The organism is Vibrio sp. 2132-1 (assembly GCF_033344315.1).
Genome location: NZ_JAWPON010000001.1, coordinates 105,371 through 128,942, shown reverse-complemented (window position 1 = coordinate 128,942; position 23,572 = coordinate 105,371). Strand labels below are relative to the sequence as shown.

At 47.1% G+C, this 23,572-nt stretch carries 14 protein-coding genes and 2 pseudogenes; 10 read left to right on the top strand and 6 right to left on the bottom strand.

All coding sequences use genetic code 11. From position 1 onward, the window contains the following. Nucleotides 1-395: 395 nt before the first annotated feature. The 5 genes and pseudogenes from R8N47_RS28815 to R8N47_RS00525 form a co-directional block, all read right to left on the bottom strand. Nucleotides 396-536 carry a hypothetical protein gene (locus R8N47_RS28815; RefSeq protein WP_372059719.1) on the bottom strand — a complete coding sequence of 47 codons (141 nt, stop codon included), beginning with the start codon at nt 534-536 and terminating at the stop codon, nt 396-398. 87 nt (nt 537-623) lie between these two features. Further along, nucleotides 624-854 carry a mechanosensitive ion channel domain-containing protein gene (locus R8N47_RS28810; RefSeq protein ID WP_372059718.1) on the bottom strand — a complete coding sequence of 77 codons (231 nt, stop codon included), beginning with the start codon at nt 852-854 and terminating at the stop codon, nt 624-626. 222 nt (nt 855-1,076) lie between these two features. Continuing rightward, nucleotides 1,077-1,727 (bottom strand): annotated as a pseudogene (locus R8N47_RS00535) (sodium:calcium antiporter); the annotation flags it as partial. Between the two features lie 316 nt (nt 1,728-2,043). Continuing rightward, nucleotides 2,044-2,822: pseudogene (locus R8N47_RS00530) on the bottom strand (IS5 family transposase). Between the two features lie 132 nt (nt 2,823-2,954). Then, nucleotides 2,955-4,823, bottom strand: coding sequence for a fructose-specific PTS transporter subunit EIIC (locus R8N47_RS00525; RefSeq protein WP_064354834.1), 1,869 nt, complete (start codon nt 4,821-4,823; stop codon nt 2,955-2,957). Nucleotides 4,824-5,090: 267 nt separating this feature from the next. Between R8N47_RS00525 and R8N47_RS00520 the strand changes: the two genes are divergently transcribed. Both R8N47_RS00520 and R8N47_RS00515 read left to right on the top strand, forming a co-directional pair. Further along, a complete protein-coding gene (locus tag R8N47_RS00520; protein ID WP_005463048.1) occupies nt 5,091-5,393 on the top strand; it encodes a PTS fructose transporter subunit IIB in 303 nt (100 codons plus the stop codon). An 8-nt stretch (nt 5,394-5,401) separates the two neighbouring features. Continuing rightward, complete coding sequence (locus R8N47_RS00515; RefSeq protein ID WP_005499695.1) at nt 5,402-6,178, top strand: PTS sugar transporter subunit IIA; 777 nt, start codon at nt 5,402-5,404, stop codon at nt 6,176-6,178. Between the two features lie 34 nt (nt 6,179-6,212). Here the strand turns inward: R8N47_RS00515 and R8N47_RS00510 are convergent, their stop codons facing one another. Continuing rightward, nucleotides 6,213-7,055, bottom strand: a complete 843-nt coding sequence (locus R8N47_RS00510) for a helix-turn-helix transcriptional regulator (RefSeq protein WP_006742228.1) — start codon at nt 7,053-7,055, stop codon at nt 6,213-6,215. A gap of 385 nt (nt 7,056-7,440) precedes the next feature. Here R8N47_RS00510 and R8N47_RS00505 point away from each other — a divergent pair, with 385 nt between their 5' ends. From R8N47_RS00505 to R8N47_RS00470, 8 genes are all read left to right on the top strand, one after another. After that, nucleotides 7,441-9,348: a fructose-specific PTS transporter subunit EIIC gene (locus R8N47_RS00505; protein ID WP_064354835.1), complete on the top strand. Its 1,908-nt coding sequence runs from the start codon at nt 7,441-7,443 to the stop codon at nt 9,346-9,348. A gap of 91 nt (nt 9,349-9,439) precedes the next feature. Next, entirely contained in the window at nt 9,440-10,657 is a 1,218-nt protein-coding gene (gene manA, locus R8N47_RS00500) for a mannose-6-phosphate isomerase, class I (RefSeq protein ID WP_373921468.1), read from the top strand. Nucleotides 10,658-10,890: 233 nt separating this feature from the next. Further along, complete coding sequence (locus tag R8N47_RS00495; RefSeq protein ID WP_318070359.1) at nt 10,891-11,331, top strand: PTS sugar transporter subunit IIA; 441 nt, start codon at nt 10,891-10,893, stop codon at nt 11,329-11,331. Nucleotides 11,332-11,342: 11 nt separating this feature from the next. Beyond that, nucleotides 11,343-12,743, top strand: a complete 1,401-nt coding sequence (locus R8N47_RS00490; RefSeq protein ID WP_318070358.1) for a fructose-specific PTS transporter subunit EIIC — start codon at nt 11,343-11,345, stop codon at nt 12,741-12,743. A 121-nt stretch (nt 12,744-12,864) separates the two neighbouring features. Further along, nucleotides 12,865-15,696 carry a GH92 family glycosyl hydrolase gene (locus R8N47_RS00485; RefSeq protein WP_064354837.1) on the top strand — a complete coding sequence of 944 codons (2,832 nt, stop codon included), beginning with the start codon at nt 12,865-12,867 and terminating at the stop codon, nt 15,694-15,696. Between the two features lie 132 nt (nt 15,697-15,828). Next, nucleotides 15,829-18,249 carry a GH92 family glycosyl hydrolase gene (locus R8N47_RS00480; RefSeq protein WP_064354838.1) on the top strand — a complete coding sequence of 807 codons (2,421 nt, stop codon included), beginning with the start codon at nt 15,829-15,831 and terminating at the stop codon, nt 18,247-18,249. A gap of 47 nt (nt 18,250-18,296) precedes the next feature. Beyond that, entirely contained in the window at nt 18,297-21,002 is a 2,706-nt protein-coding gene (locus R8N47_RS00475) for a GH92 family glycosyl hydrolase (protein WP_045454298.1), read from the top strand. Nucleotides 21,003-21,074: 72 nt separating this feature from the next. After that, nucleotides 21,075-23,531 carry a GH92 family glycosyl hydrolase gene (locus R8N47_RS00470; RefSeq protein WP_064354839.1) on the top strand — a complete coding sequence of 819 codons (2,457 nt, stop codon included), beginning with the start codon at nt 21,075-21,077 and terminating at the stop codon, nt 23,529-23,531. The last annotated feature ends 41 nt before the right edge of the window (nt 23,532-23,572 follow it).

Below are 23,572 nucleotides of genomic sequence, written 5' to 3'. Positions count from 1 at the left end.
TGTATACACGAATACATCGCCGCTAAGAAAACTGAGACAAAAAGAGCGCTACTTACGGCTCATAATGATTCAAACCTCCTATCGAAACAACCATAAAGTGATATCTACGATTTCTTTCACTTCAATAGCTTACTCAAAAAGCAACCATTTGTTGATATCACTTAAAGGAACCATAAGTTGATATTTTTGTGAACCCGACAGTTTACTAAAAAACCATAGGTAAGAAAGTTACCTTCAGTATTACTGTACAACCACTTCATGTAAAGATTTCTCTGCGGGAAAAGGAATATAGCTAACCCAGCCGTATTGATATTTAGCTTCACTTGCTTCTGCACCGACCAATAGGTTTCTCAGTATTTATCCGTTGGACGTCAGACGCAAAGCTGGAGGCCAATCTAACTATCAGCCAGCATGCGAACAATTACTTGAGACTCAGGATCTTTAATAATATGCGCTTGGGATAACGCCAGTTCTTTAAGTACATTCAACCCGACCTCGACTAAATATTGGTAAGAGATACCAACCATGATATACATACGACGTTTGTTGCTATGACTAAAATTACAAACAGTTGAGCTCCAAATAACACTGTACTAACTAGAAATGTAAAGGCCATCTGCCGTCTAAAACACGGGAGTGAATAAACCAATATCAACCAAGCTACCTGAGCAGCTTCCGAATTCAACAAACCCACCTTTTTTGTTCGGCTTCAGAAATAAAATCATGGTACCTGCGGCAGTGTTGCTCAGGGTGCCTTTCAGAGCCAAACCAATCGCTAAACCCGCTGCCCCCACTAAAGCTACCAAACTGGCAACATCTACAAGTGCGACTAAACAAACCGCATAAGAAGCCACTTGAGACAGCGAGCGATAATTTCATCTCCACCACTGACTTTGTCTGTCTTTTTAAATATCCCGAGGTTGACGAGCTTGGATACCACATAAGCCAAGATAAAATTGTCAAGAGCGTATTTTGCAAGATCAGCACAACGAGTGCCTAATGCGTATCATAAAAAACCGTAATGTGTTCCATAGTTACTGCGTGACTCAATAAGTTCACTGTTCAATATTTATGTATTAAAGCGCTCCATAGATTAGATAACTGTTGTATCCCAAATAACACACCAACAGAACAACGCCCTCACTGAGAGAAATTGTCTGTGATTTGCCAAAACGAGCAGCGGTCAACAACAGTAATCCCGTGACAAAAAGCATCGATGTCCAGTCACGCCAGAAGACTTCAGCACCAATATTGGCAATAGGTGTAATGGTGCCCGCAATACCGATGACTGCTAAGGAGTTAAACATATTTGAGCCTACCACATTACCCACAGCTATATCATGCTCGCCTTTACGAGCCGCCACTATAGATGCCGCTAATTAGGGTAACGACGTTCCTAAGGTCACAATAGTTAGGCCAATCAATAAATCGCTGACACCGAGTTGTTGTGGGATTTCCACAGCTCCCCACACCAAAATGCGCGAGCTGATAATCAGTAACACTAACCCTGTAAACAGCCAGAAAATGGAAGACTTCTGTGACATACGTTGGCTAGACAGTTCGTAGCCCATCTATTGCTCTAAGTAGTCTCCCTTTGAGCGTAGTGCGCTCCAGATTGACCAACCAATCAAAAGCATGAATCCACCAATCAAAGTCCAGGCTTCTAACGTGCTGATATGGTGATTCCATAGCATTGCACCAACGCCAAGCGTAATGACTAAAAGTATGGAAAAAGTCCCTTACGAGAGTATTCAGTATCAATGGATCAGAACAAATCCATTGCACCGTAAACACTAAACTCAATTTTAACTGGTAATGCCACGTGTTTCGAATCAATATTAAATACTTTGTTAAATAGCTAGGCGAAACCTATAAGCCTATATCTCGATTCATTTTCTCTCCTCGGTTAAATTTATTTGATTCTGTTTTAGCTAACTCTTCATATTCTTCACATCGGTAGTCCAGACGAGTGCTTTTAGAACCAAGCGGGTCTTTGTTGCGTAATTCGGTCAGAGCACCAAACTGCCTGAAGTTGAGCAATTCTTATACAGCACACTGAGTTTCAGGCATACCAAACCCTGTAAGTTTGTTCAACTCTTTAATCATGGCGTAAGTTTCATCAACCTGAGCATTGTAGTTTCTCTGGCTTAACCGCTCAACTAACAACTTCTTCACTCGATACATTGCTGTCTCTGATAGTGAGCGTTTATGGTAGCCGTATCGTTTTTTTCCACTTACACTTGGATACGTATGACATCGTGACAATCCCCTGTGTCATAAGCGCCATCACCTAATATCGCTATGATTTTACGACTTGTTTGCTTGAGCAAGTAAGGGAGGACTTCTGCATAGGTAACATTAGATAAAATCAGTTCTGCCGCAACGATTTCGTAAGTGCTGGTATCGATAGCTCAATGCCATTTTCTCCAGACTCTACACTTCCCGCCAGTCCATGCTTCTTGACCTTCCGTTTACCTTCACCATAGACCTTGAGACCTGCCGCATCGAGGGCTAGATGATATATTACACATCTAGTCTTTGGTTTAAATAAAACCTCGACTTGCTTAGCTCTTCGACTGATACAACTGTAATGTGGACAGGCTATAGGGACGTTAGCCAATGAAAAAAACAGAATCGATAAACCCTTGCAATGTTCTCAACGGTATTGAGAAAACTCGTTTCACTATAAGCACAGTGATAATGGCTAAACCTCTGAACTGACAAGGTTTACCACGTTTACCTTGCTTATTCTACTTCCACTTGCGAATGGCTTCTTCATCAATCCAGAAAGTGAGAGAACCACGGTTGATTAGAGATGTCATCCATGGCCAAACTGGTTTCAAGATCGTACTACTCTGAGGTAGTGCTCGATAGTCCAAATTGGAGCCAGTTTACCGACTTAGTCGACCAAATATATAGTAAATTTAACGAAGAAAGTGCTAACTAAAAGATAGCTATTCATTCTTGTTTTGCAATAAAGCAATGGGATGAAGCAAGGCATCCTTAGTACTGACATCCAACACTTTTACTTTTCGAAAACGTTCCGGTTCTTTGATCGCGACATCATGAGCAAAGATCACAAACTTCGCTTTCTTGATGTCTTTCTCGGTAATTCGGTTGATGACGCCATTCGCCCCTTGGGTTTCGACTTTAATCTTAATGCCGAGTGCACAAGCTGCTTTTTCCAATGACTTCGCCGCTAAGAACGTATGTGCCACACCTGATGGACAAGATGTAACCGCCAAAACATCCGCCTCACCTTCGCCTTGAACAGAACCATATACTTGAGAATGACCTTTGTAGCTCTCATCTTCTGTGACGGTTTTCTTTAGTGCAATCACGATCAACGCGGTGGTAACAGAACCAGCAATCGTGCCGATGATGTAACCAATTTTTCCATCCACAACAGGGAGAACAATCCAACCGCCCCACGGTGCATGGTTCATTACGTGGAACATAAAGCCAATCACGTTACCGACAATGCCACCCGCCACAATAGCGGGTAACACTCGTGCAGGGTCGCCAGCGGCAAAAGGAATCGCACCTTCGCTGATGCCGATCATCCCCATAATACCTGCGGCTTTCCCCGCTTCGCGTTCATCTCGCTTAAATTTACTCGGCGCCAAAAACGTGGCTAGTGCCATACCCAATGGCGGCGTACAAATCGCAATACCGACCCCGCCCATCAACCATGGTTGCGTGTTCACTTGGGTTTGAGCAAACAACGTCGCCACTTTGTTAATTGGGCCGCCCATATCAAACGCGGTCATGGCCCCAAGCACAGTTCCGAGCATCACTTTGCCTGAGCCCGCCATGCCCGTCAGCACCTCGTTCATGGTGGTCATTGCGCTGGCAATCGGAGCGCCTATCACCCACATCACCGCGCCGCAAGTAACAAACGTCCCCACTAGCGGATAAATAAAAATCGAGCCAAGCGAACTCATGCTGTCTGGTAGCTGAATTTTCTTTAATAGCCAAACGACAAAGCCAGCAAAAAAGCCGACCACAATTGCACCTAAAAAACCCGTATTGTAATGACTGACCGCAATCCAAGATCCAATCATACCCGGCGCAAGGCCCGGCTTGTCGGCAATGGAATAAGCAATGTAACCGCCAAGAACGGCAGTAAACAATGTCAGGCCAGCAATCCCCATTTGAGCAATATCGGCCAAAATGCCCTCTTGTGGTACACCACCGTGACCAGAGATCATCACCGACAACGACAACAACACACCGCCCGCAACGATAAACGGGATCATGTGGGATGTGCCAAACAGCAAGTGCTCTTTAATGCGACCAAGTTTTTGCGCCCAAGGGCTCAGGGGTTCTGATGCAAATTCTAAAGAAGTTGGGAGAAATTCATTGGATTGGGTTTGAATATCAGTCAGCATCTCAAGCGCTTCTTCTCGCGATTGAGCCTGTTTGAGCTTTTCAACAAAGCCGTCTTCGATAATTTTGGTGGAAATTTGTGCCAATACTTCAATGTGATGATGATCATCACCATCTGGAGACGCCAGCATGAAAAACACATCGGACAGCTCGCCATCTTCGGTGCCATAATCAATCCCATTACGGCTGATCCCGACCGCGACAGCCGGTTTCGCTACAGCATCACTTTTGGCATGAGGGATCGCAATACCATCATCAAATCCTGTGTTACCGATCTCTTCTCGTTTCCAGATATCTGCCAAGAACTGGCTTTGACTATTGAGTTTGCCGGCGGCCTCTAGCATCTCGACCAGCTCTTTGAGCGCTTCATCTTTGGTTTGAGCTTTTAGATCTAAACATATCGTTTCCAGCTCAATTAGGTTTGTGATGTCCATTGTTTTACCTTCCAATATTCACGCTCGAATATATACCCAAGTGAGTTTGAGATACAGGATCCCCTGGCTCGTATGCGTTCCTACTCATTTTATTTGGGCATAGATTAACCAGTGCCTACCCTTTGATATATAGGACTAAAAGTGCATTAACTGGATTAATGTAACATGAGATTCAAACTGTGATAGAGCTCTTGCGTTAATCCAGCTCAAATCAATTAAATCTGCGGTGGCTGTGCTAATATCCACAAAAAATAAAATGGATAGAACATGAAAATCGTAGCGGTGACAGCATGCCCTACAGGCATCGCTCATACTTATATGGCGGCAGATGCACTAATGAAAGCTGCGCCAAAACATAACGTGCAAATTAAAGTAGAAACGCAAGGTGCGATGGGGATAGAAAATCAGCTCACTCCTCACGATATCGCTCAAGCGGATCGGGTTTTGATTGTGTCGGATATTGAGATAGAACAACCTGGCCGATTCGAAGGGACGCGCAAAATTCAAATCCCCATTGAAGAGGTTTTGCTAAACGTCGACAAAGTATTCCTCGTCCACTGCCGCGACTAAATTTGCAGATGAACGAATACCAAATCACCTTTTTCGTCGATAATGCAAATGCCAGTGCGCACCTTGCTCAGCCACTCAATCGAGTGGCAAAGAAGTTCAAAAGTACCTTACATATCATTAATGTAACGCAAAATCGTGTTGCGGAACTCACCAAGTCCGTGGCGATTTTGCAAGCAGGTCTACAACAAGGTGATTTGTGTCAAATCACAGCGATTGGCATTGACGCAGAGCTGGCCTGCTTCGTCATCAAAGACATGATTGCTGAACACTTTACGGTGGTGGGATCTCATATCAACTATGAGTTTTCTAGCCAACTGGCCGAGCGTTTACCGCAAATTTGCCCACCTTGTGAAATCAAATGGCACTACGCCAAAGCACATACCGAGCTCACCAAGTTTGAATGTCTTAAAGGATTAGCTCAACTGATCCACCCTATTCATCCTGACGAACTGATCCTTGCTTTTATTAAACGTGAAGAACGTTCATCAACTTGCGTGACTCCGGGGATCGCTCTACCGCATGTGATGTTTTCAGGTGTTGACCATATTTCCATTGCCGTTATTGCAAATGACAAGTCGATGGATTGGGCTTCAAAGATGGGTGATGTTCATCTGGCTATAGCACTGGTGATGCCAGAAAAGCCGACCCGAGAACAGATCATTGCGGCCACTAATCTCACACGAAATCTGCTTACCGATCAAATGGCGGAACGCCTACTACTAACAAAAAGCAGCGTCGACTTACAAGCGCTGCTGATGTACGCCATGTCGAGGCTGCTCGCCTAAACTTTTCTATGATTTACGCACTCTGACTGAAGGCTTAAATCGAACCACGATATTCCGTCGGCGTTCTGCCTGTGCGGTTCTTAAATACTCGGCAGAAATAGTTCACGTCTTTAAATCCACAGCGCACTGACACGTCATTGAGTTTGAAGTTGTATTTCTTGAGCATAAACTTCGCACGATCCACGCGTACCCAAGTAATGTAGTCTGCCAAGGTCATGTGCCCCTGCTGACGGAACAAGCGCGACAAATGGTTCGAGGAAATACTGAATCTCGACGCAATGCTGTCACGCGTGATTGGGCGATGGAAGTTCTCTTGAATGTAGATACAAATCCCTTGATAGAGATCTTGCACACGGCTATGTGACTGCTGCTCGACTGGTGCATCCAACATCGTCTTCGCGTATTGCAGTAATGCTTGCAGTAAAAGCTCATCCATTGGTTTTTTAGTATTCTCACGAGCCAGTGAGCTCAACGCTTCTAAGATGTTATCTATCGCAAATCCTGAGCGTGTTTGGATGCTATGCTTTTGAATATCGTAAAAGTTTGCCTCACCTTTGCGTTTGCTCACCAAACTTAACCCAAGTTGTCGACGCCCAAACAAAATACTTAACACTGAGCAATCGGTATCCCAGTCTGGTTTATTCCAACAGTTAGGTGGAATAAATATCGCGTCGCCTTTTTTAGCAACGATGTGCGTTACTTTTCGATCATGACTTTCCATTTCATTAATATATTCCCCATCCAGAACTAACTCTAGGCGAGGGAAATTAACTTGATAGCTAAATTCAGGCGGCGTATGAAAATCTCCTGCAAACCAAATATTATGAAATGGCTCTCTTTCATTTAATACCGCTGAAATTAAATCATGAAAAATCATTGTCTCACACTCTATATATGCATCAATGATGCTATTTACTATAGATATACACCGGACTGGACTTTTGTGCTATTGAGCAAAATCACACTTCCATTTTAATGTTACAAAAATCCAGTTAACGTATCAAATCTCCAGTAACAAAAACTCTATCAACAACACTCAATCCCTTTTCAAATGGGAGCAAAGCCACATTTTACTTATCGTTTAGCTTCTTATCCATCATGTCACAGATATGCAGCTAGATTTGTCCAGTGAACGATCTAAATCACACTATAGTTAGTCGGTTACAATCCTCCAGTAAATGCATTTTTTCTTCACTACAGTCTTTTTCTCAGTAATTTAAAAATACCCCTGAAATAAAAATTATATTTATAGGGGTTCGACAATGATCACCAAACTAATAAATGAAGACTTAATTAAGCTTGATCTTAAAGCGTCTTCAAAAGAAGACGTATTTAAAGAACTGGTTGCCGTTCTTCATGCCCAAGGTCGTATTTCTGACCAAACACAATTTCTTGCAGATATAAAAACACGTGAAGAATTAGGAAATACCGGATTTGAAGATGGCGTGGCAATTCCACACGCGAAAAGCGCCGCTGTGATTGAACCGGCGGTTGTGATCGGCGTAAGCAAATCAGGTATCGAGTACGGCGCGGAAGACGGTTTACCTTCAAAGCTGTTCTTCATGATCGCTTCTCCAGACGGTGGCGATAACCACCACATCGAAGTACTTGCAGAACTGTCTTCAAAACTGATTGAAGATGGTTTCATCGATGCGTTCTTAGGCGCAGCAAACAGCCAAGACGCACTGGCACTCCTTCTTGCTAAAGAAGAACCGCAACCAGTGACAGATGCTCCAGCAAACCAAGGTTTCATCATTGGTGTTACCGGTTGTCCTGCGGGCGTTGCTCACACCTACCTAGCAGCAGAAGCGCTAGAGAAAGGCGCAGCAGCGATGGGCTACGAAATCAAGGTTGAAACGAACGGTTCAATCGGTGTGAAAAACAGCCCAACCGCAGAAGAAATCGAGCGTGCAGACGCAATCATCGTGGCATGTGACAAACAAGTCGACATGAACCGCTTTGCGGGAAAACGCGTGGTTAAAACCAACGTAAAAGCCCCAATCCGCGATGCTCAAGGACTGATTAATGAAGCGTTAAACGCACCGACCTACCAAGCTGATTCCAATGGCAATACGCAAGCATCGGTTGCCGACAAAGCTTCTCAAGCTCGTTCTGACTTATATCGCTACTTGATGAATGGCGTATCACACATGATCCCATTCGTCGTAACCGGTGGTCTGTTGATTGCCCTTGCTCTTGCTGTAGGCGGTCAGCCAAGTGAAGCGGGTATGGCGATTCCTGAAGGCAGCATGTGGAACCAAATCCTCAACGTCGGTGTGGTTGCCTTTACGCTGATGATCCCAATCCTTGCCGGTTACATTGCTTACGCGATTGCTGATCGCCCAGCTCTAGCTCCTGGCTTGATCGGTGGTTGGATTGCAAATAATGGTTCTTTCTATGGCGCAGACGCTGGTACAGGCTTTATCGGTGCCATCATCGCCGGTCTGCTTGTGGGTTACTTCGTGAAGTGGATTACGTCGATTAACTACCACAAGTTCATCCAACCTTTGGTGCCAATCATGATCGCACCAATCACAGGTTCGCTATTCATCGCTGGTCTTTTCATCTTCGTTATCGGCGCGCCAATCGCAAGCCTAATGGACGGTCTGACTGCGCTACTCACTAGCATGAGTACAGGTAACGTCGTTCTACTGGGTATCGTACTTGGTGGTATGGCTGGCTTCGATATGGGTGGTCCATTCAACAAGGTCGCATTCCTATTCTCTGTGGGCATGATTGCGAGCGGTCAAACTCAATTTATGGGTGCGATGGCGTGTGCAATCCCTGTTGCTCCTCTAGGCATGGCACTGGCAACGGCGCTTGGTCGTAAGTTCGACCTGTTCGAAGAATCAGAAACCGAAGCAGGTAAAGCAGCAGGTGCAATGGGTCTGGTGGGAATCTCTGAGGGTGCGATTCCATTCGCGGCGCAAGATCCAATGTCAGTGATTCCTGCAAACGTACTTGGCTCAATGGTGGCGGCAGTAATGGCGTTCTCATTCGGCATCACCAACAGCGTTGCTCACGGCGGTCCCGTGGTCGCTCTACTTGGCGCGATGAACCACCCAGTCCTTGCTCTGATTTGTATGGCAGCTGGCGCAACGGTTACCGCAGTAACGTGTGTAACGTTGAAGAAAGTACGTAAAGCAAAAATGATGCAAGCAGCTGCTTAATCCCCCCTCCCCCAAATGGCTTCTATGGCTTGGGCAATGTCGCCCAAGCCATGATTTTCTCTCATGGTGACACTCTATGTCTGATTTAACGATGTCCGATACACAAACGATTCAAACTCAAGCTGCGCATCCGACGTTTTTCCTGATGAACAACGTGATTCAAAACTACGCTTGGGGCAGTACTACTTCTGTTAACCAACTGTTTGGCATTGAAAACCCAACGGGCGAACCACAAGCAGAAGTATGGATGGGCGCGCATCCAAACGGTTGCTCAGTGGTGATGGTAAACGGCAAGGAGACCAAACTCTCTTCACTGATTGCTCAAGACATGAATGCTTTTCTGAGTGAAGAAGTCGCAAACCGTTTTGGTGAACTTCCATACCTGTTTAAAGTGCTTGCCGCTGAGAAAGCGCTGTCGATTCAGGTGCACCCAAACAAGCAACAAGCAGAACTAGGTTTTGCACTGGAAGAAAAACAAGGCATTCCCCTAACCGCTGCAAACCGTAACTACAAAGATCCAAACCACAAACCAGAATTGGTTTACGCGCTAACCGAATACCAAGCGATGAATGGCTTCCGCCCAACAAGTGAAATCATCAGCTTCTTTTCTGAGCTGGCGATTCCTGAGCTGCAAGGCTTGGTGGATGACCTTATCGACAATCAAACTTCCAAAGGATTGGCGAGCTTCTTCTCCGGTCTATTGTCACTGGAAGGCGAACAGAAAGAGATGGCGTTGACGGTGCTATTGGCACAAGCTCGCATCACCGACTTACCTCTGTTCAACCTGATCTTGGAGTTAGAAACGCAATACCCGGGCGACATTGGTTTGTTTGCGCCCTTGCTACTCAACGTTATCACGCTGAAACCAGGCGAAGCGATGTTCTTGGATGCAGAAACGCCACACGCGTACTTGAAAGGGACGGGTCTTGAGATCATGGCGAACTCAGACAATGTACTACGCGCAGGTTTAACACCGAAGTATATGGACGTAAAAGAACTCGTTGCATGCACACGCTTCGAAGAAAAACCATTCGACACCCTACTGCTTGCACCAATCGAAAACAACGACATGTTGGAATACCCAATTCCCGTCGACGATTTCAAATTCGCGATTGTAAAGCATGCCAACCAACGAACACTTGATGTAAGAACCGCAGAAATCCTTATGCCTCTGGATAACAAGCTTGTGCTAACTCACGCAAACGGCGAAACATGCGTGGTTGAAAAAGGACAATCTGTTTTCATTCCGGCTTACGCAAAACAGGTCACTTTGGATTGTGAAGGTCGTGTTGTGCGCGCTTACAGTTAGTGAACGCTAATTAAGCTTCCTTCATACTGTTACATTTTATAGTTCAGCCAATAACCGCCGTTATTGGCTTTTGATATTCATTCATCCTAGTTTTATATTGATATATTGGAGAGCTAAATCACACTTAAGCTTGTGTGATACAAAAATATAGTTATTGGATTTTTTTTACTATTTCAGAAAACCGTAACATTAATTAAATTTGCCTCATTACTTCAGTACCAATGAGTCAAAAAATGATAACAGAACTAACAAACGTCAATTTAATTAAAGGCAACCTTCAAGCTAATAATAAAAAAGAAGTCTTTGAAGAGCTAGCGAAAATGCTATTCGAAAATAATCGAATCAGCAGCAGAGAGGCTTTTTTAACCGACATCGAAGCGCGTGAAGCATTAAGCGTAACTTCAATGGACGGCATCGCTTACCCACACGCAAAAAGCAAAGCGGTTACAGAGCCTGCAATCGCTGTTGGCGTAAAGCGCGAAGGCATCGAGTATGGCGACGAAGAGGGAGTCAAACCGACCGTATTCTTCATGATTGCCTCACCAGATAACGGTGCCGACCACCATATTTATGTTCTTCAAGAATTATTCGGTAAATTTAGCGAAGAGTTTATTGAAGATATTCATAACGCAAAAGACGAAAACCAAATACTAAATATTTTAATTAATTCATAAGGCGTGAAATTATGAGTACAATCACAGCTCAAGCTAGTAATAATAGCGATTTCAAAAAAATCCTAAGTACCATGAAAGGTCACCTTTTATTCGGTACTTCTCACATGCTTCCATTTATCGTTGCGGGTGGTGTACTACTGGCGCTAGCGGTAATGGCATCAGGTAAAGGTACGGTTCCTGCGGACGGTTTATTGGCTGATATTTCTAATATCGGTATTAAAGGTCTGGTGCTGTTCCCAATTATTCTTGGTGGCTTCATCGGTTACTCAATTGCAGACAAACCAGCACTAGCTCCAGCGATGATCTCTTCTGGCATCATGGCTGACATGGGCGGCGGCTTCCTTGGTTGTATCGTAGCGGGCTTCATCGCTGGTGGTGTGGTATTCCAACTTAAGAAGATCCCTCTTTCTGCTAACATGACTGCGTTGGGCGCTTACTTCATCTACCCTCTACTAGGTACGCTTATCTCTGCAGGTATCGTTCTATGGGGTATCGGTGAGCCAATCAAGATCTTCATGGCTTCTATGAACGAATTCCTAGCTTCTATGGCTGGCGCTTCTAAAGTGGTTCTAGGTACGATTCTTGGTGGTATGACTGCTTTCGATATGGGCGGTCCAATCAACAAAGTAGCAACGCTATTCGCTCAAACTCAAGTTGATACTCAACCATGGCTAATGGGTGGTGTTGGTATCGCAATCTGTACGCCTCCTCTAGGTATGGCGCTAGCAACATTCCTATTCAAGAAGAAGTTCACTAAGCAAGAACAAGAAGCAGGTAAAGCAGCAGCAATCATGGGTTCTATCGGTATCTCTGAAGGTGCTATCCCATTCGCAGCAAACGACCCTGTACGCGTTCTTCCTTCAATCGTTGCTGGCGGTATCGTTGGCTGTGTGTTCGGCTTCCTAACAGACGTACTACTACACGCACCATGGGGCGGTCTAATCACAGCTCCTGTATCAAGCAACATCCCAATGTACGTTGTGGGTATCGCACTAGGCTCACTAACAACAGCAGTTATCGTTGGCTTCTGGAAACCAGTTGCTGAAGAAGAAGCAGAAGACGAAATCGTTGAAGCAGCACCTGCACAAGCTCAAGCGGCTCCAGCAGCAGGCGAAGGCGAGTACGACATCGTAGCAGTAACATGTTGCCCATCTGGCGTAGCACACACATTCATGGCAGCGAAAGCACTAGAGAAAGCAGGTGCGGCAGCTGGTCTGAAAATCAAAGTAGAAACTCAAGGTCAAAACGGTATCCAGAACCGCATCACTGACCTAGATGTAGCAAACGCGAAGCTGGTTATTCTAGCTCACGATATCCAAGTAAAAGACGCTCACCGCTTTGCAAAAGCAAACGTTGTTGAGTGTTCAACGAAAGAAGCGATGCGTAACGCAGCGACTCTTGTGAAAGCTTAAACCTTAAGCTCCTCCCCCTAAGAGCCCTTTCCCCCAAAGGGCTCTATTTCAAGTTTTTAAGTTTTAGTAATACCCCTGATTTTTTTAATTATATAACCCTACAATTTACAAGGCTTTAAAAATGAAATTCAAACCTTCCCTACTCGCTTGCGCAGTTCTCAGTGGTCTAGTCGGTCTGACTGGCTGTAACGACGACACAACCAACATTTATGAAGGCGGTGACACCAACCCTGCACTGCCGGATATTCCTGACGGCGGCAAGCCAGTATGTCCTCCAGTTGGCGATGGCGACTGTGATGACAAGCCAAACCCAGAAACACCTGAAATCGACATGGGCGTTCACATCCCGGTAGATTTCGCCGATATGGACGTAACACGCTACGTCAACCCATTCATCGGCACAGGTAACCTAGGCAACACCTACCCTGGTGCAACCACACCACACGGCATGGTGCAGCTTTCTCCAAACAACGGTTCTAACGGCTGGGAATACATTTCAGGCTACTACTACCACGACGCACGTACTTCCGGTTTCTCTCATACCCACCTTTCCGGAGCAGGTGCTGGCGACTTGAACGACATTCTCGTCATGCCAATCAACTCGCGTTCGGATTACATGATTGATGAAGGTTCGGCAACGCTAAACCTAGAAGCGTCTCGCTTCCAACATCGTGACGAGCAAGCGACAGCAGGTTACTACAAAGTCGATCTATTGGATTACGACATCAAAGCCGAGTTGACGGCGTCTGATCGCGTTGGTGTACACCGCTACACCTTCCCTCGTGATGAGAAGTCAGAAATCATCGTGAACACTGGCTTCAAAATTAACTGGGACTACACCTCAGATTCTTACTTGAAATGGGACAAAGACAATAACCGTCTAGAAGGTCACCGTTTCTCTGACGGCTGGGCACCAAGCCAAAAAGAATTCTTCGTGATGGAATTCGACCAACCAATCAAAAACGTTCGCTTTGCTTACTACGATAAAGAGCAAGGTCGTTACATGGACGTGCCAGAAGGCATTACAGAAATCGGTAACGAAACACACGGCAAGTACCAATACGCACGCGCTTACGTAGAGTTCGACACCTCAAAAGACGGCTTAACGGTTGAAGCAAAATTGGCGCTATCAAACGTTGAGATCGGCGAGAACGGCAAGTCAGGTGCTTTTCTTAACATGACAGAAGTTGCGGGCATGAACTTCGACCAAGTACGCGAAGCGGCAACGAAGAAATGGGAAGACGAACTCGGCAAGATCCAAGTCTCTGGCGACGAAGATTACAAACAGACGTTCTACACCGCGATGTACCACTCGTACCTAGGTCAAACCATTCACTCTGACTTAGATGGTCGCTACCGCCAAGTTCACCAAGGTCGTAACGCTTACCCAGATGGCAACACACCTTGGGGCGACAAGATCGATACGCTGAAAGAGTCGATCCGCACTGCCGATGCTAACAAAGATGGCAAAGCAGACTTCACGCGCTATGACACTTTCTCTTTGTGGGATACCTACCGCGCAGTTCAACCGTTGTCTTCGATTCTTGAGCCAGACCGCTTAGCCGACGTGGTGCTGTCTATGCTGTCTTACGCCGAAGAAGAATGGGTGGATGACAAAGGCAACGTGCGCAAAGGTCGTCTGCCTGAGTGGACATTCAAAGGCAACGAAACAGGCATGATGATGGGCATGCACTCAACGCCTGTGATTCATGATGTGTTGTCGAAAGGCTCACTAGAAAAACGCATGATCGATCTTGGCTTCACAGAAGCTGAGCGCAAAGACGTTAAAGAACGCTTAGTTGAAGCAATGATCACTGACGCACGCGCAGTGACGAGCCAAGGCGTAGCATGGATCAAAGAGTACGAAGAACAAGGTTACGTGCCAGCGCAATTGCACGACACTCCACCAGATTCTTACGGCAGTCACTCACCATTTAAAGACTCTTGGACAGCATCTTACTCGCTTGAATACTCAATGAACGACTGGGCAATCGCACAATCGGTCAAAGAAGTCTTCGGTGAAGAAGATCCACGCTACACCGAGTTCGCTAACCGTTCTAAAAACTGGCAAGCGCAATTCGACTTCGGCGGTAAGCAATACCAAGGTTGGTTCAAAGCCCGTGACTACGATGGCGAGTTTATCGATGCAGGTTGGGTAGACCCAATCACTGGTCGCGCGGTGGGTAAAGACTGGCGTCCAGACATGTTTAACTGGGCATTTTCTGAATCGAATGGCTGGCAATACTCGTTCAGTGTTCAGCACGACATTCATGGCTTGATTGACCTGATGACACGCTTCGACAAGACACAAAACCCTGAAGCAGAACGCGGTGACTTGTTCGCAGCGCGCTTGGATGAGTACTGGTCAACCTACCCAGACCGTAATGCAGGCGACAACCAATTCCCAGTGTTCAACACAGGTAACGTTGGTCAGCACGTTCAAGGTAACGAACCAGATATCCACGTTCCGTACTTGTACAACTACGTAGGTCAACCTTGGAAAGGTCAGGCAGCCATCGCCGCAGCAACCAACATTTGCTACAAGAACACCGCTGACGGCATTTGTGGTAACGACGACTTCGGTACGCTCTCTGCGTGGTTTGTGTTCCGTGCACTTGGCTTCTACCCAGTGAACGCTTCTTCTGGCATCTACGAAATCGGTACTCCGCTGTTCGAAAGCGCGTCTATCGATGTCGGCAACAACCAGAAGTTCACGGTGACCGCGAAGAACGTTAGCCGCGAAAACATCTTCATTCAGTCGGCTCGCTACAACGGCAAAGACTTCAACCGCACTTACCTAACTCATGACGAAATCATGTACGGCGGTGAGTTGGAGTTCGTGATGGGCGACAAACCAAATCAACGTTGGGGCTCTCTAGAACAAGACCTTCCACCAGCACAAGGCATCGGTGAGTTCTTGCATGAAGACGAGATGCCAGCAGGTTCTCGTTAATCCCAATAGTGACAACTCAGCCGGGGGCGCACATCTCCCGGCTATCCCTACAAGCAAATTTTATAAGCAGCCCTTTATAAACAGTCTCTTATAAACACTTTTTTATACGAATAACGACAAAACGGTATGCACATGTTTAAACGTAATCTTATCTCTTTGGCTATCCTGGTTGGTCTGACGGGTGGCTTGGCTGGCTGTAACAGCGACAACGATTCCTCCTCTTCACTGCCGGGCGATCCAATTGTTGATCTTGCGGTGTTGAAATACGTCGATCCTATGATCGGCACAGCAGCTTCTGGTCATACATTCCCAGGCGCGACGGTACCGGCAGGTATGGTTCAGCTGTCTCCAGATACTTTCATCGGTTCTAACACAGACCATGAATCAGGACTTAACCCATGGCACTCAGCTTCTGGCTACTGGGATTCATCCAACTACGAAACTGGCGAAGTGGTTAACACTGACGTTCCGCTGTACGGCTTCTCCCATACTCACCTTTCAGGTACAGGCGCAACGGACTTAGGCGACATCTTGGTTCTTCCATACGCAGACATGGCGAACACACAGCTGAACTCTTTCGACAAAGCCAATGAAGAAGCAAGCGCAGGCTACTACAAAACCAAGCTGAACCAAGGTCAAATCGAAGTAGAACTAAGCGCAACCAAACGCGTTGGTTTGCACAAATACACCTTTGCTGATGGCACAGACCGCAACGTGAAGTTCGATTTGGGTCATACCCTAATGAACAACAACGGCAAGTCTTTGAAGAACATAGTAGAAGTGGTGGACGAATACACCATTCGCGGTCGTAAAACATCAACAGGCTGGTTCCAAGGGCAAGACCACCAAGGTCAAGACATCTTCTTCTACGCTAAATTCAATCAACCAATCGCCAAGGCACTGTTGGGCGAACAAGATCTAGAACCAACTCGCGAAATGCGCAATGGCGCGGTTTACTCAGGCGATGATCTGACGGCTTACCTAAACTTCGGCACAGGCGAAGAGCCAATTGAAATCCGCGTCGGTATCTCTCCAGTTAACTGGCAAGGCGCACAGAAAAACTTAGAAGCAGAAGCACCAAGTTTCGACCTAGCAAAAGTGAAAGAAGACGCAGAATACGCGTGGGCTGAGAAGCTAGCGAAAATCAAAGTAGAAGGCGGCACAGACGCAGAGAAAACCAACTTCTACACTGGCATGTACCACATGATGATCGCGCCAATCGAGTTCTACGATGTGGATGGTCAATACGTAGATATGCTTGGCACGGTGCGCACACTGAAAGATGGCGACACACCAAACTACTCGATTTACTCAACGTGGGATACGTTCCGCGCGGTTCACCCAATGTGGACCATCATCGACCCAGACCAAGCAACGCTATACGTGAAAGACTTGATTCGTAAATCCAACGACGAGTTTGGTTTACTGCCGAAATGGGAAGGTCACGGTTCAGAAACCGGCACCATGATCGGCTACCCATCGGCAGCGATTCTGGGCGATGCGGTAACCAAAGGCTTGATTGATGCAGAGCAGGCTTACACGGCGTCGGTGAAATCAGCGCGTTACACACCGCATGAGTACCCACAGATTCATGACGACATCCTAAGCTCACTTATGGCAGGTCAGTTGAACTACCACGAGAAAGAACAGTGTGTTCGCTACCCGAACTGGAACTCAGTGTCGTACTCGTTGGAATTCTCATTCTACGATTGGACGATCGCAGAAATGGCAAAAGCTGCTGGCGATATGGACGCGTATGAAGAGTTCAAAGCTCGTTCTTACAACTCATTGAAACACTGGGATGCAGAAGCAGGTAACGCAGACGGCACGGGCTTCTTTGTACCGACAGAATTGAAAGAAGGCGACCCATGTGCACTGAAATACGCTTCAACAGACTTCGACCCTTACAAGTCTGACGCGTTCTACTACACAGAAGGTAACGCGTGGCAATGGCAATGGGCGTTCATGCAAGACTTAGACAAGCTGACTGAAATCATGGGCGGCACGCAAGGTCTGAACGACAAGCTGAACAACCTATTTACTGCCGATCCAAATGGCGGCGAAGCGCACCAAGACATGACAGGCTACATCGGTCAGTACATTCACGGTAATGAGCCTTCGCACCACGTCATCTACTTGTACAACCGTACTGAAGAATCTTACAAGGCGCAGGAATACCTAGACCAAGTTTATGACCAGTTCTACAAACCGACACCAGACGGCATCATCGGTAACGAAGACGTAGGTCAAATGTCAGCGTGGTACTTGATGTCAGCACTGGGCTTCTACCAAATCTCGCCAACCGATCCAACCTACAGCATCGGTCGTCCAATCTTCGACAAAGCGACGGTAGACATTGGCTCTGGCACCTTCACGGTAACGGCTGAAAACAACGGTCCAGACAACATGTACATCAAAGAAGTAACCATCAACGGTAAGCCTCTGGATGTGTACAACACCTTCCAGCACAGCGAATTCAAAGCAGGCGGCGAACTGCACTTCGTGATGACGGCTGACAAGTCTGAAGCAATGCAAGCCAACCTAGGCGAATAATGATTTTGAGGGGACCTCGTGTCCCCTTTTCTCGTGGAATAAAAACAATGAAACTAAAAAGAACCCTACTCTCTACCGCAGTGTTAACCGCCATGCTTGGTCTTGCTGGTTGTGGCAGCGACTCTGATCCAGAAACTCCAGTTATCTCTACCCCTACTTTGGAATTCGTTGATACCTTGATCGGCACTAAAGGTCTTGGCAACGTTAACCCTTCTCCAGTCATGCCAGAAGGTATGATTCAACCTTCACCAGATAACTTCGATCCAAACGGTTGGAATGGTAAAGGCTCGCCTGTTGAATACGATCCTGTGCACAGCCTGCTTTCTGGCTTCTCAATGACCCACATTTCCGGCGCAGGTAAAGGCGACCTAAACGACTTCGCCTTCTTGCCATACACAGGCTTCAATACCGATGCCGTGACCATGGATAAAAGCTCGGAAGTGGCAGAAGTTGGTTACTACTCGGTTGACCTTGTTGAAACAGGTGTAAAAGCAGAACTGTCGGCAACCGACCGCGTGGCGTTCCAACGTTATACCTTCAAACCGGGTGAAGACCGCAAAGTGCGTATCGACCTGCAACACGAACTGTTGGAACAATACGGCAACCACTCTCGCAGCATCTACTACAAACGCGTTAACGACACCACAGTCGTAGGCGCGCGTACCTCAAACGAATGGGGTCAATGGCAAACCGTGTTCTTCGCAGCAGAATTCTCTGATCCAATCATTGAAGAAAACCTGTACACCAAGCTGGCTTCTGAGAGCAAACTGACTCCAACTGACGCTACTGAAGTCGGCTTGGAAGATTACCGTGGTTACGCAGAACATAAACCAATGCCGGGCGAACCAGAACCTGATCCAGAACGTTTGGCGAAACGCGCAAACGATGTCCTGACTCATTTGAACTTTGGCAAGAGCGATGAGCCATTGGTGGTCAAAGTAGCGATTTCTGGCACTGGCGTTGACGGCGCACTGAAAAACCTAGAAGCAGACACCAACGGCTGGGACTTCGACAACGTCGTACAACAAAACCGCGTGGCTTGGGAAAACATCCTTGGCGAGTTTGAACTGGAAGGCGGCAACAAAGCCGACAAGACCATGTTCTACACCTCGCTCTACCGTACGTTCGTTGCTCCATTCCTATACCAAGACGTGGATGGCAAATACCGTGGCATGGATGGCAAAGTGCACCAAGCAGAAGATGGCTTAGTGAACTACTCGGTTTACTCAATGTGGGATACCTTCCGCGCCGCACACCCACTGAAAACCATCATCGATAAAGACCGCGCGATTGAACACGCACGCGATCTATTGAACAAATACCAAACGGGTGGCGTGCTGCCAAAATGGGAACTGCACTCGGATTACACCGGTGAAATGGTCGGTCATCCTGCGGTCTCGGTTATTGCCGATATCATGGTCAAACACCCAGAAGCCTTTACCGCTGCTGAGTTTGATTTGGCACTGAAAGCCGCTGACGAAACAGTCAACTTCAACCTTGATAAAACTGAAAGTTGGGTGCCTTACCAAGATGCTTGGAACGGTGACAAACGCTTCACAGTAATGACACGTCATAACGACTACCAAGAAGACGTCGGCTTTATTCCAGCTAACACCAAATGGGCGCCGGATTCTGGTGACAAACCGGGTTACGTAGAAGGCTTAAAAGTCGATAAATACGACGAGCTCGTCAACGAGTCGGTGTCTTACGGTCTTGAGAATGCTTACTACGACTGGTGTATCGCTCAGATCGCTAAACTTGCTGGCAACGACCAACAGTACGACCGTTACATGGCACGCTCAGAGTCGTTCAAGAACTACTTCGATTACAACCCAGAGCAATACGGCAAACTGCAAGACACCAAAGGCAACGCATTGGGTGCAACGGGCTTTATGCGTCCGGCTTACATGAACAGCGGCAGCAAGGTTTGGGCAAACAACCTGAAAGCCGAATGTTTGGACGAGAACATGGCGCTGTCTATCCCAGACGGTATGGACTACAACGCGTGTAAAGACCGCAAAGCTCTCAATGAAAGTGACGTGTTCTGGCCTTACCGCGCCGAGCACCGTGGTGAAGACTTCACCGAAGGCAATACATGGCAATGGACATGGTTTGCACCGCACAACTTGAACGGTCTAGCCAACGTGATGGGTGGCGAGCACATCGACCGTACTGACTTCTCTCTTCCTGAAGACGTAACCGAACAAGGCAAAGCGGCATTCTTAGCCAACTTGAATGCGCTGTTTAATGCGGATTCCAACGCTGATACGAGCCAATCACACGACATGTCTGGCTACATCGGCCAGTTCGTGATGGGTAACGAGCCTGATCACCACGTGCCTTACCTATACAACTGGACGGCAGAGCCTTGGAAGACACAAGAAATCGTCGACCAAGCGATGAACGAGTTCTACCACCCAACGCATGAAGGTCTGATTGGTAACGAAGACGTTGGTCAGATGTCGGCGTGGTATGTGATGTCTGCATTGGGCTTCTACCAAGTCACACCGGGCGAAGCAAGTTACACCATCGGTCGTCCTCTGTTCGACAAAGCCGTGATTCCAGTCGCGGACGGTAAATTCACCATCACCTCGGAAAATAACAGCCAAGAGAGCATCTACGTGAAGTCGGTGACCATCAACGGCAAACAATTGAGTGACAACTTCAGCTTCGCGCACAGCGATTTGAAAGACGGTGGTGAGCTGCATTTCGTCATGACTTCAGACAAATCTGAAGCGATGAAAGCGCAGTAACCGATACCCATCCAAATAACGAAAGGGGGCATCTAGCCCCCTAAAAAACTTCACTTCAGTGGAACCATAAAAATGAAACTAAAAAGAACCCTTATCTCTACCGCTATACTCGCTGCCATGTTTGGTCTTGCTGGTTGTAACAGTGATGACGACAACAGCAAATCTGGTACTCCTTCCCTCGACACTACGCTAACCCAATACGTCAATCCATTGATTGGTACAGGTGCAGATGGTCACACCTTCCCTGGGGCGGTTGTGCCTTACGGTTTGGTGCAACTTTCTCCTGATACCGAAATGGAAGGCTGGGGCTCTGCTGCCGGTTACTTCGACCACGGCAAACTGACTGAAATCCCAGTGTATGGTTTTTCCCACACTCACCTTTCTGGCACAGGCATTACCGACCTTGGTGACATCTTAGTTTTGCCTTTCACCAAGAAAGAAAACGCCGTTTTCAACACCTTCGATAAAGACAACGAATCTGCAGAAGCAGGTTACTACGCGGTTGAACTGAACAAAGGCGAAATCAAAGCTGAGCTAACTACCACGCAACGTGTTGGCTTCCACCGCTACACCTTCAAAGAAGGCACGACACCACACATCAAGTTCGATTTAGACCACACTCTCAACAAAGGTCACTTCAACAACCGCACCATGAAGGGCGATTTGGAGTTTATCGACGCTTACACCATTCGCGGTTTACGTAGCTCAAACGGCTGGGCGAACAACCAGCACGTGTACTTCTACGCCACCTTCAACCAACCTATCGTTAAAGCCATTGCTTTGGTTGATGGCGCAGAAACGGAAATCGATGTAAACAACGACAACATCGACGCAGTGAAAACCATCGCTTACCTAGAATTCGCACCATCATCAACACCGCTAGAAATCCAAGTAGGCTTGTCACCAACAGGTACAGAAGGTGCGGAGAAAAACCTAGAAGCAGAAGCGAAAGACGTGTCATTTGATACTGCGCGCGCTCAAGCCAACGACGCATGGCACCAAGAGCTTAGCCGCATGATGGTATCTGGCGGCACGGAAGATCAGAAAGAGATCTTCTACACCGCGCTTTACCACGCTTCTATCGCGCCAATGATTTTCCAAGATGTCGACGGTCAATACCCTGCGATGCGTACTCGCATTCAAAAAGACGCGGGTGACACACCAAACTACTCTGTGTACTCCATGTGGGATACCTTCCGCGCTGCACATCCACTGAAAACCATCATCGACCCAGAACGTGCCGAAGAGTTTGCCAACGACTTAATTCGTAAATACGAAGACGGTGGCATCTTGCCGAAATGGGAACTGCACAGCCACTACACGGGCACTATGATCGGCTTCCCTGCGGTTTCTATCATTGCTGACGCGATGGCGAAAGGCTTAGACATCGACCCACAACTGGCTAAAGAAGCGGCTGAGTTTACGGTGCGTTACCACGAGGCGTCTGAATTCCCAGATTGGACGGAAGACAACAACATAGGCGCAGCAAACGTTGTGCAAGTGAAAGTGTACGAAGAAAACGGCTTTGTTCATCATGGCTACTGGAACAGTGCGTCTTACACGCTTGAGTTTGCTTACGGTGACTGGGCAATGGCAGAAATCGCACGCATGGCTGGCGATGTAAAACTGCAAGAAGAGTTTATGACTCGTGCCGACAACTGGCTTAACCATTGGGATGCAGAGACAGGCTTCTTACGTCCGAAAAACCACCCGCTTAGCTCATCACCAAACAAACCACCTTTGGAGTTCAACCAACCAATTGATGAAGAACGTTTGGATGAGTGTGAAATGGTTGAGTGGCCAGAAGGCTCCGGCGTGATGAAAGAGAAATGCCCACTGCTACCATTCGACCCTTACTACGTGGACGAGTTTGCCTACACCGAAGGGAACGCGTGGCAATGGAAATTCCAACCAATGCACGATTTCAACCGTCTGAAACAAGAAATCTACCAAGCCGACTTGGCGCAAGGCAAAGACACCACGCCAGAGAAAGCGTTCCGTGAAGATTTGGACGAGCTATTTAATGCACGTTCTTCAAACACAGGCGAAGAGCTACCAGACCTAACGGGTTACATCGGTCAGTACATGCACGGTAACGAGCCATCGCACCACATTCCTTACCTATACGCGCTAACGGATGAGCCATGGAAAGCGCAAGAGTACCTAGACCGCATCATGTCAGAGATGTACACCAGCGAGCCAACTGGTTTGATTGGTAACGAAGACGTAGGTCAGATGAGCTCTTGGTACTTGATGTCGGCAATGGGCTTCTACCAAGTGACGCCTGCGGATCCGGTCTACACCATCGGTCGTCCTATGTTTGATGAAATCACCATTCCAGTGGAAGGCGGCGAGTTCACAGTCATCGCAGACAATAACAGCCCACACAACAAGTACGTGAAGTCCGTAACCATCAACGGCAAACCGCTGGATGCCAACTTCACCTTCAAGCACAGCGAAATCAAAGCGGGCGGCGAGCTTCACTTCGTCATGACGGGTGACAAGCAAGAAGCGCTTCAAGCTCAGTAACGTTTTATGTAATTCGTGTTTAAAGAATAAGCAGATAGATT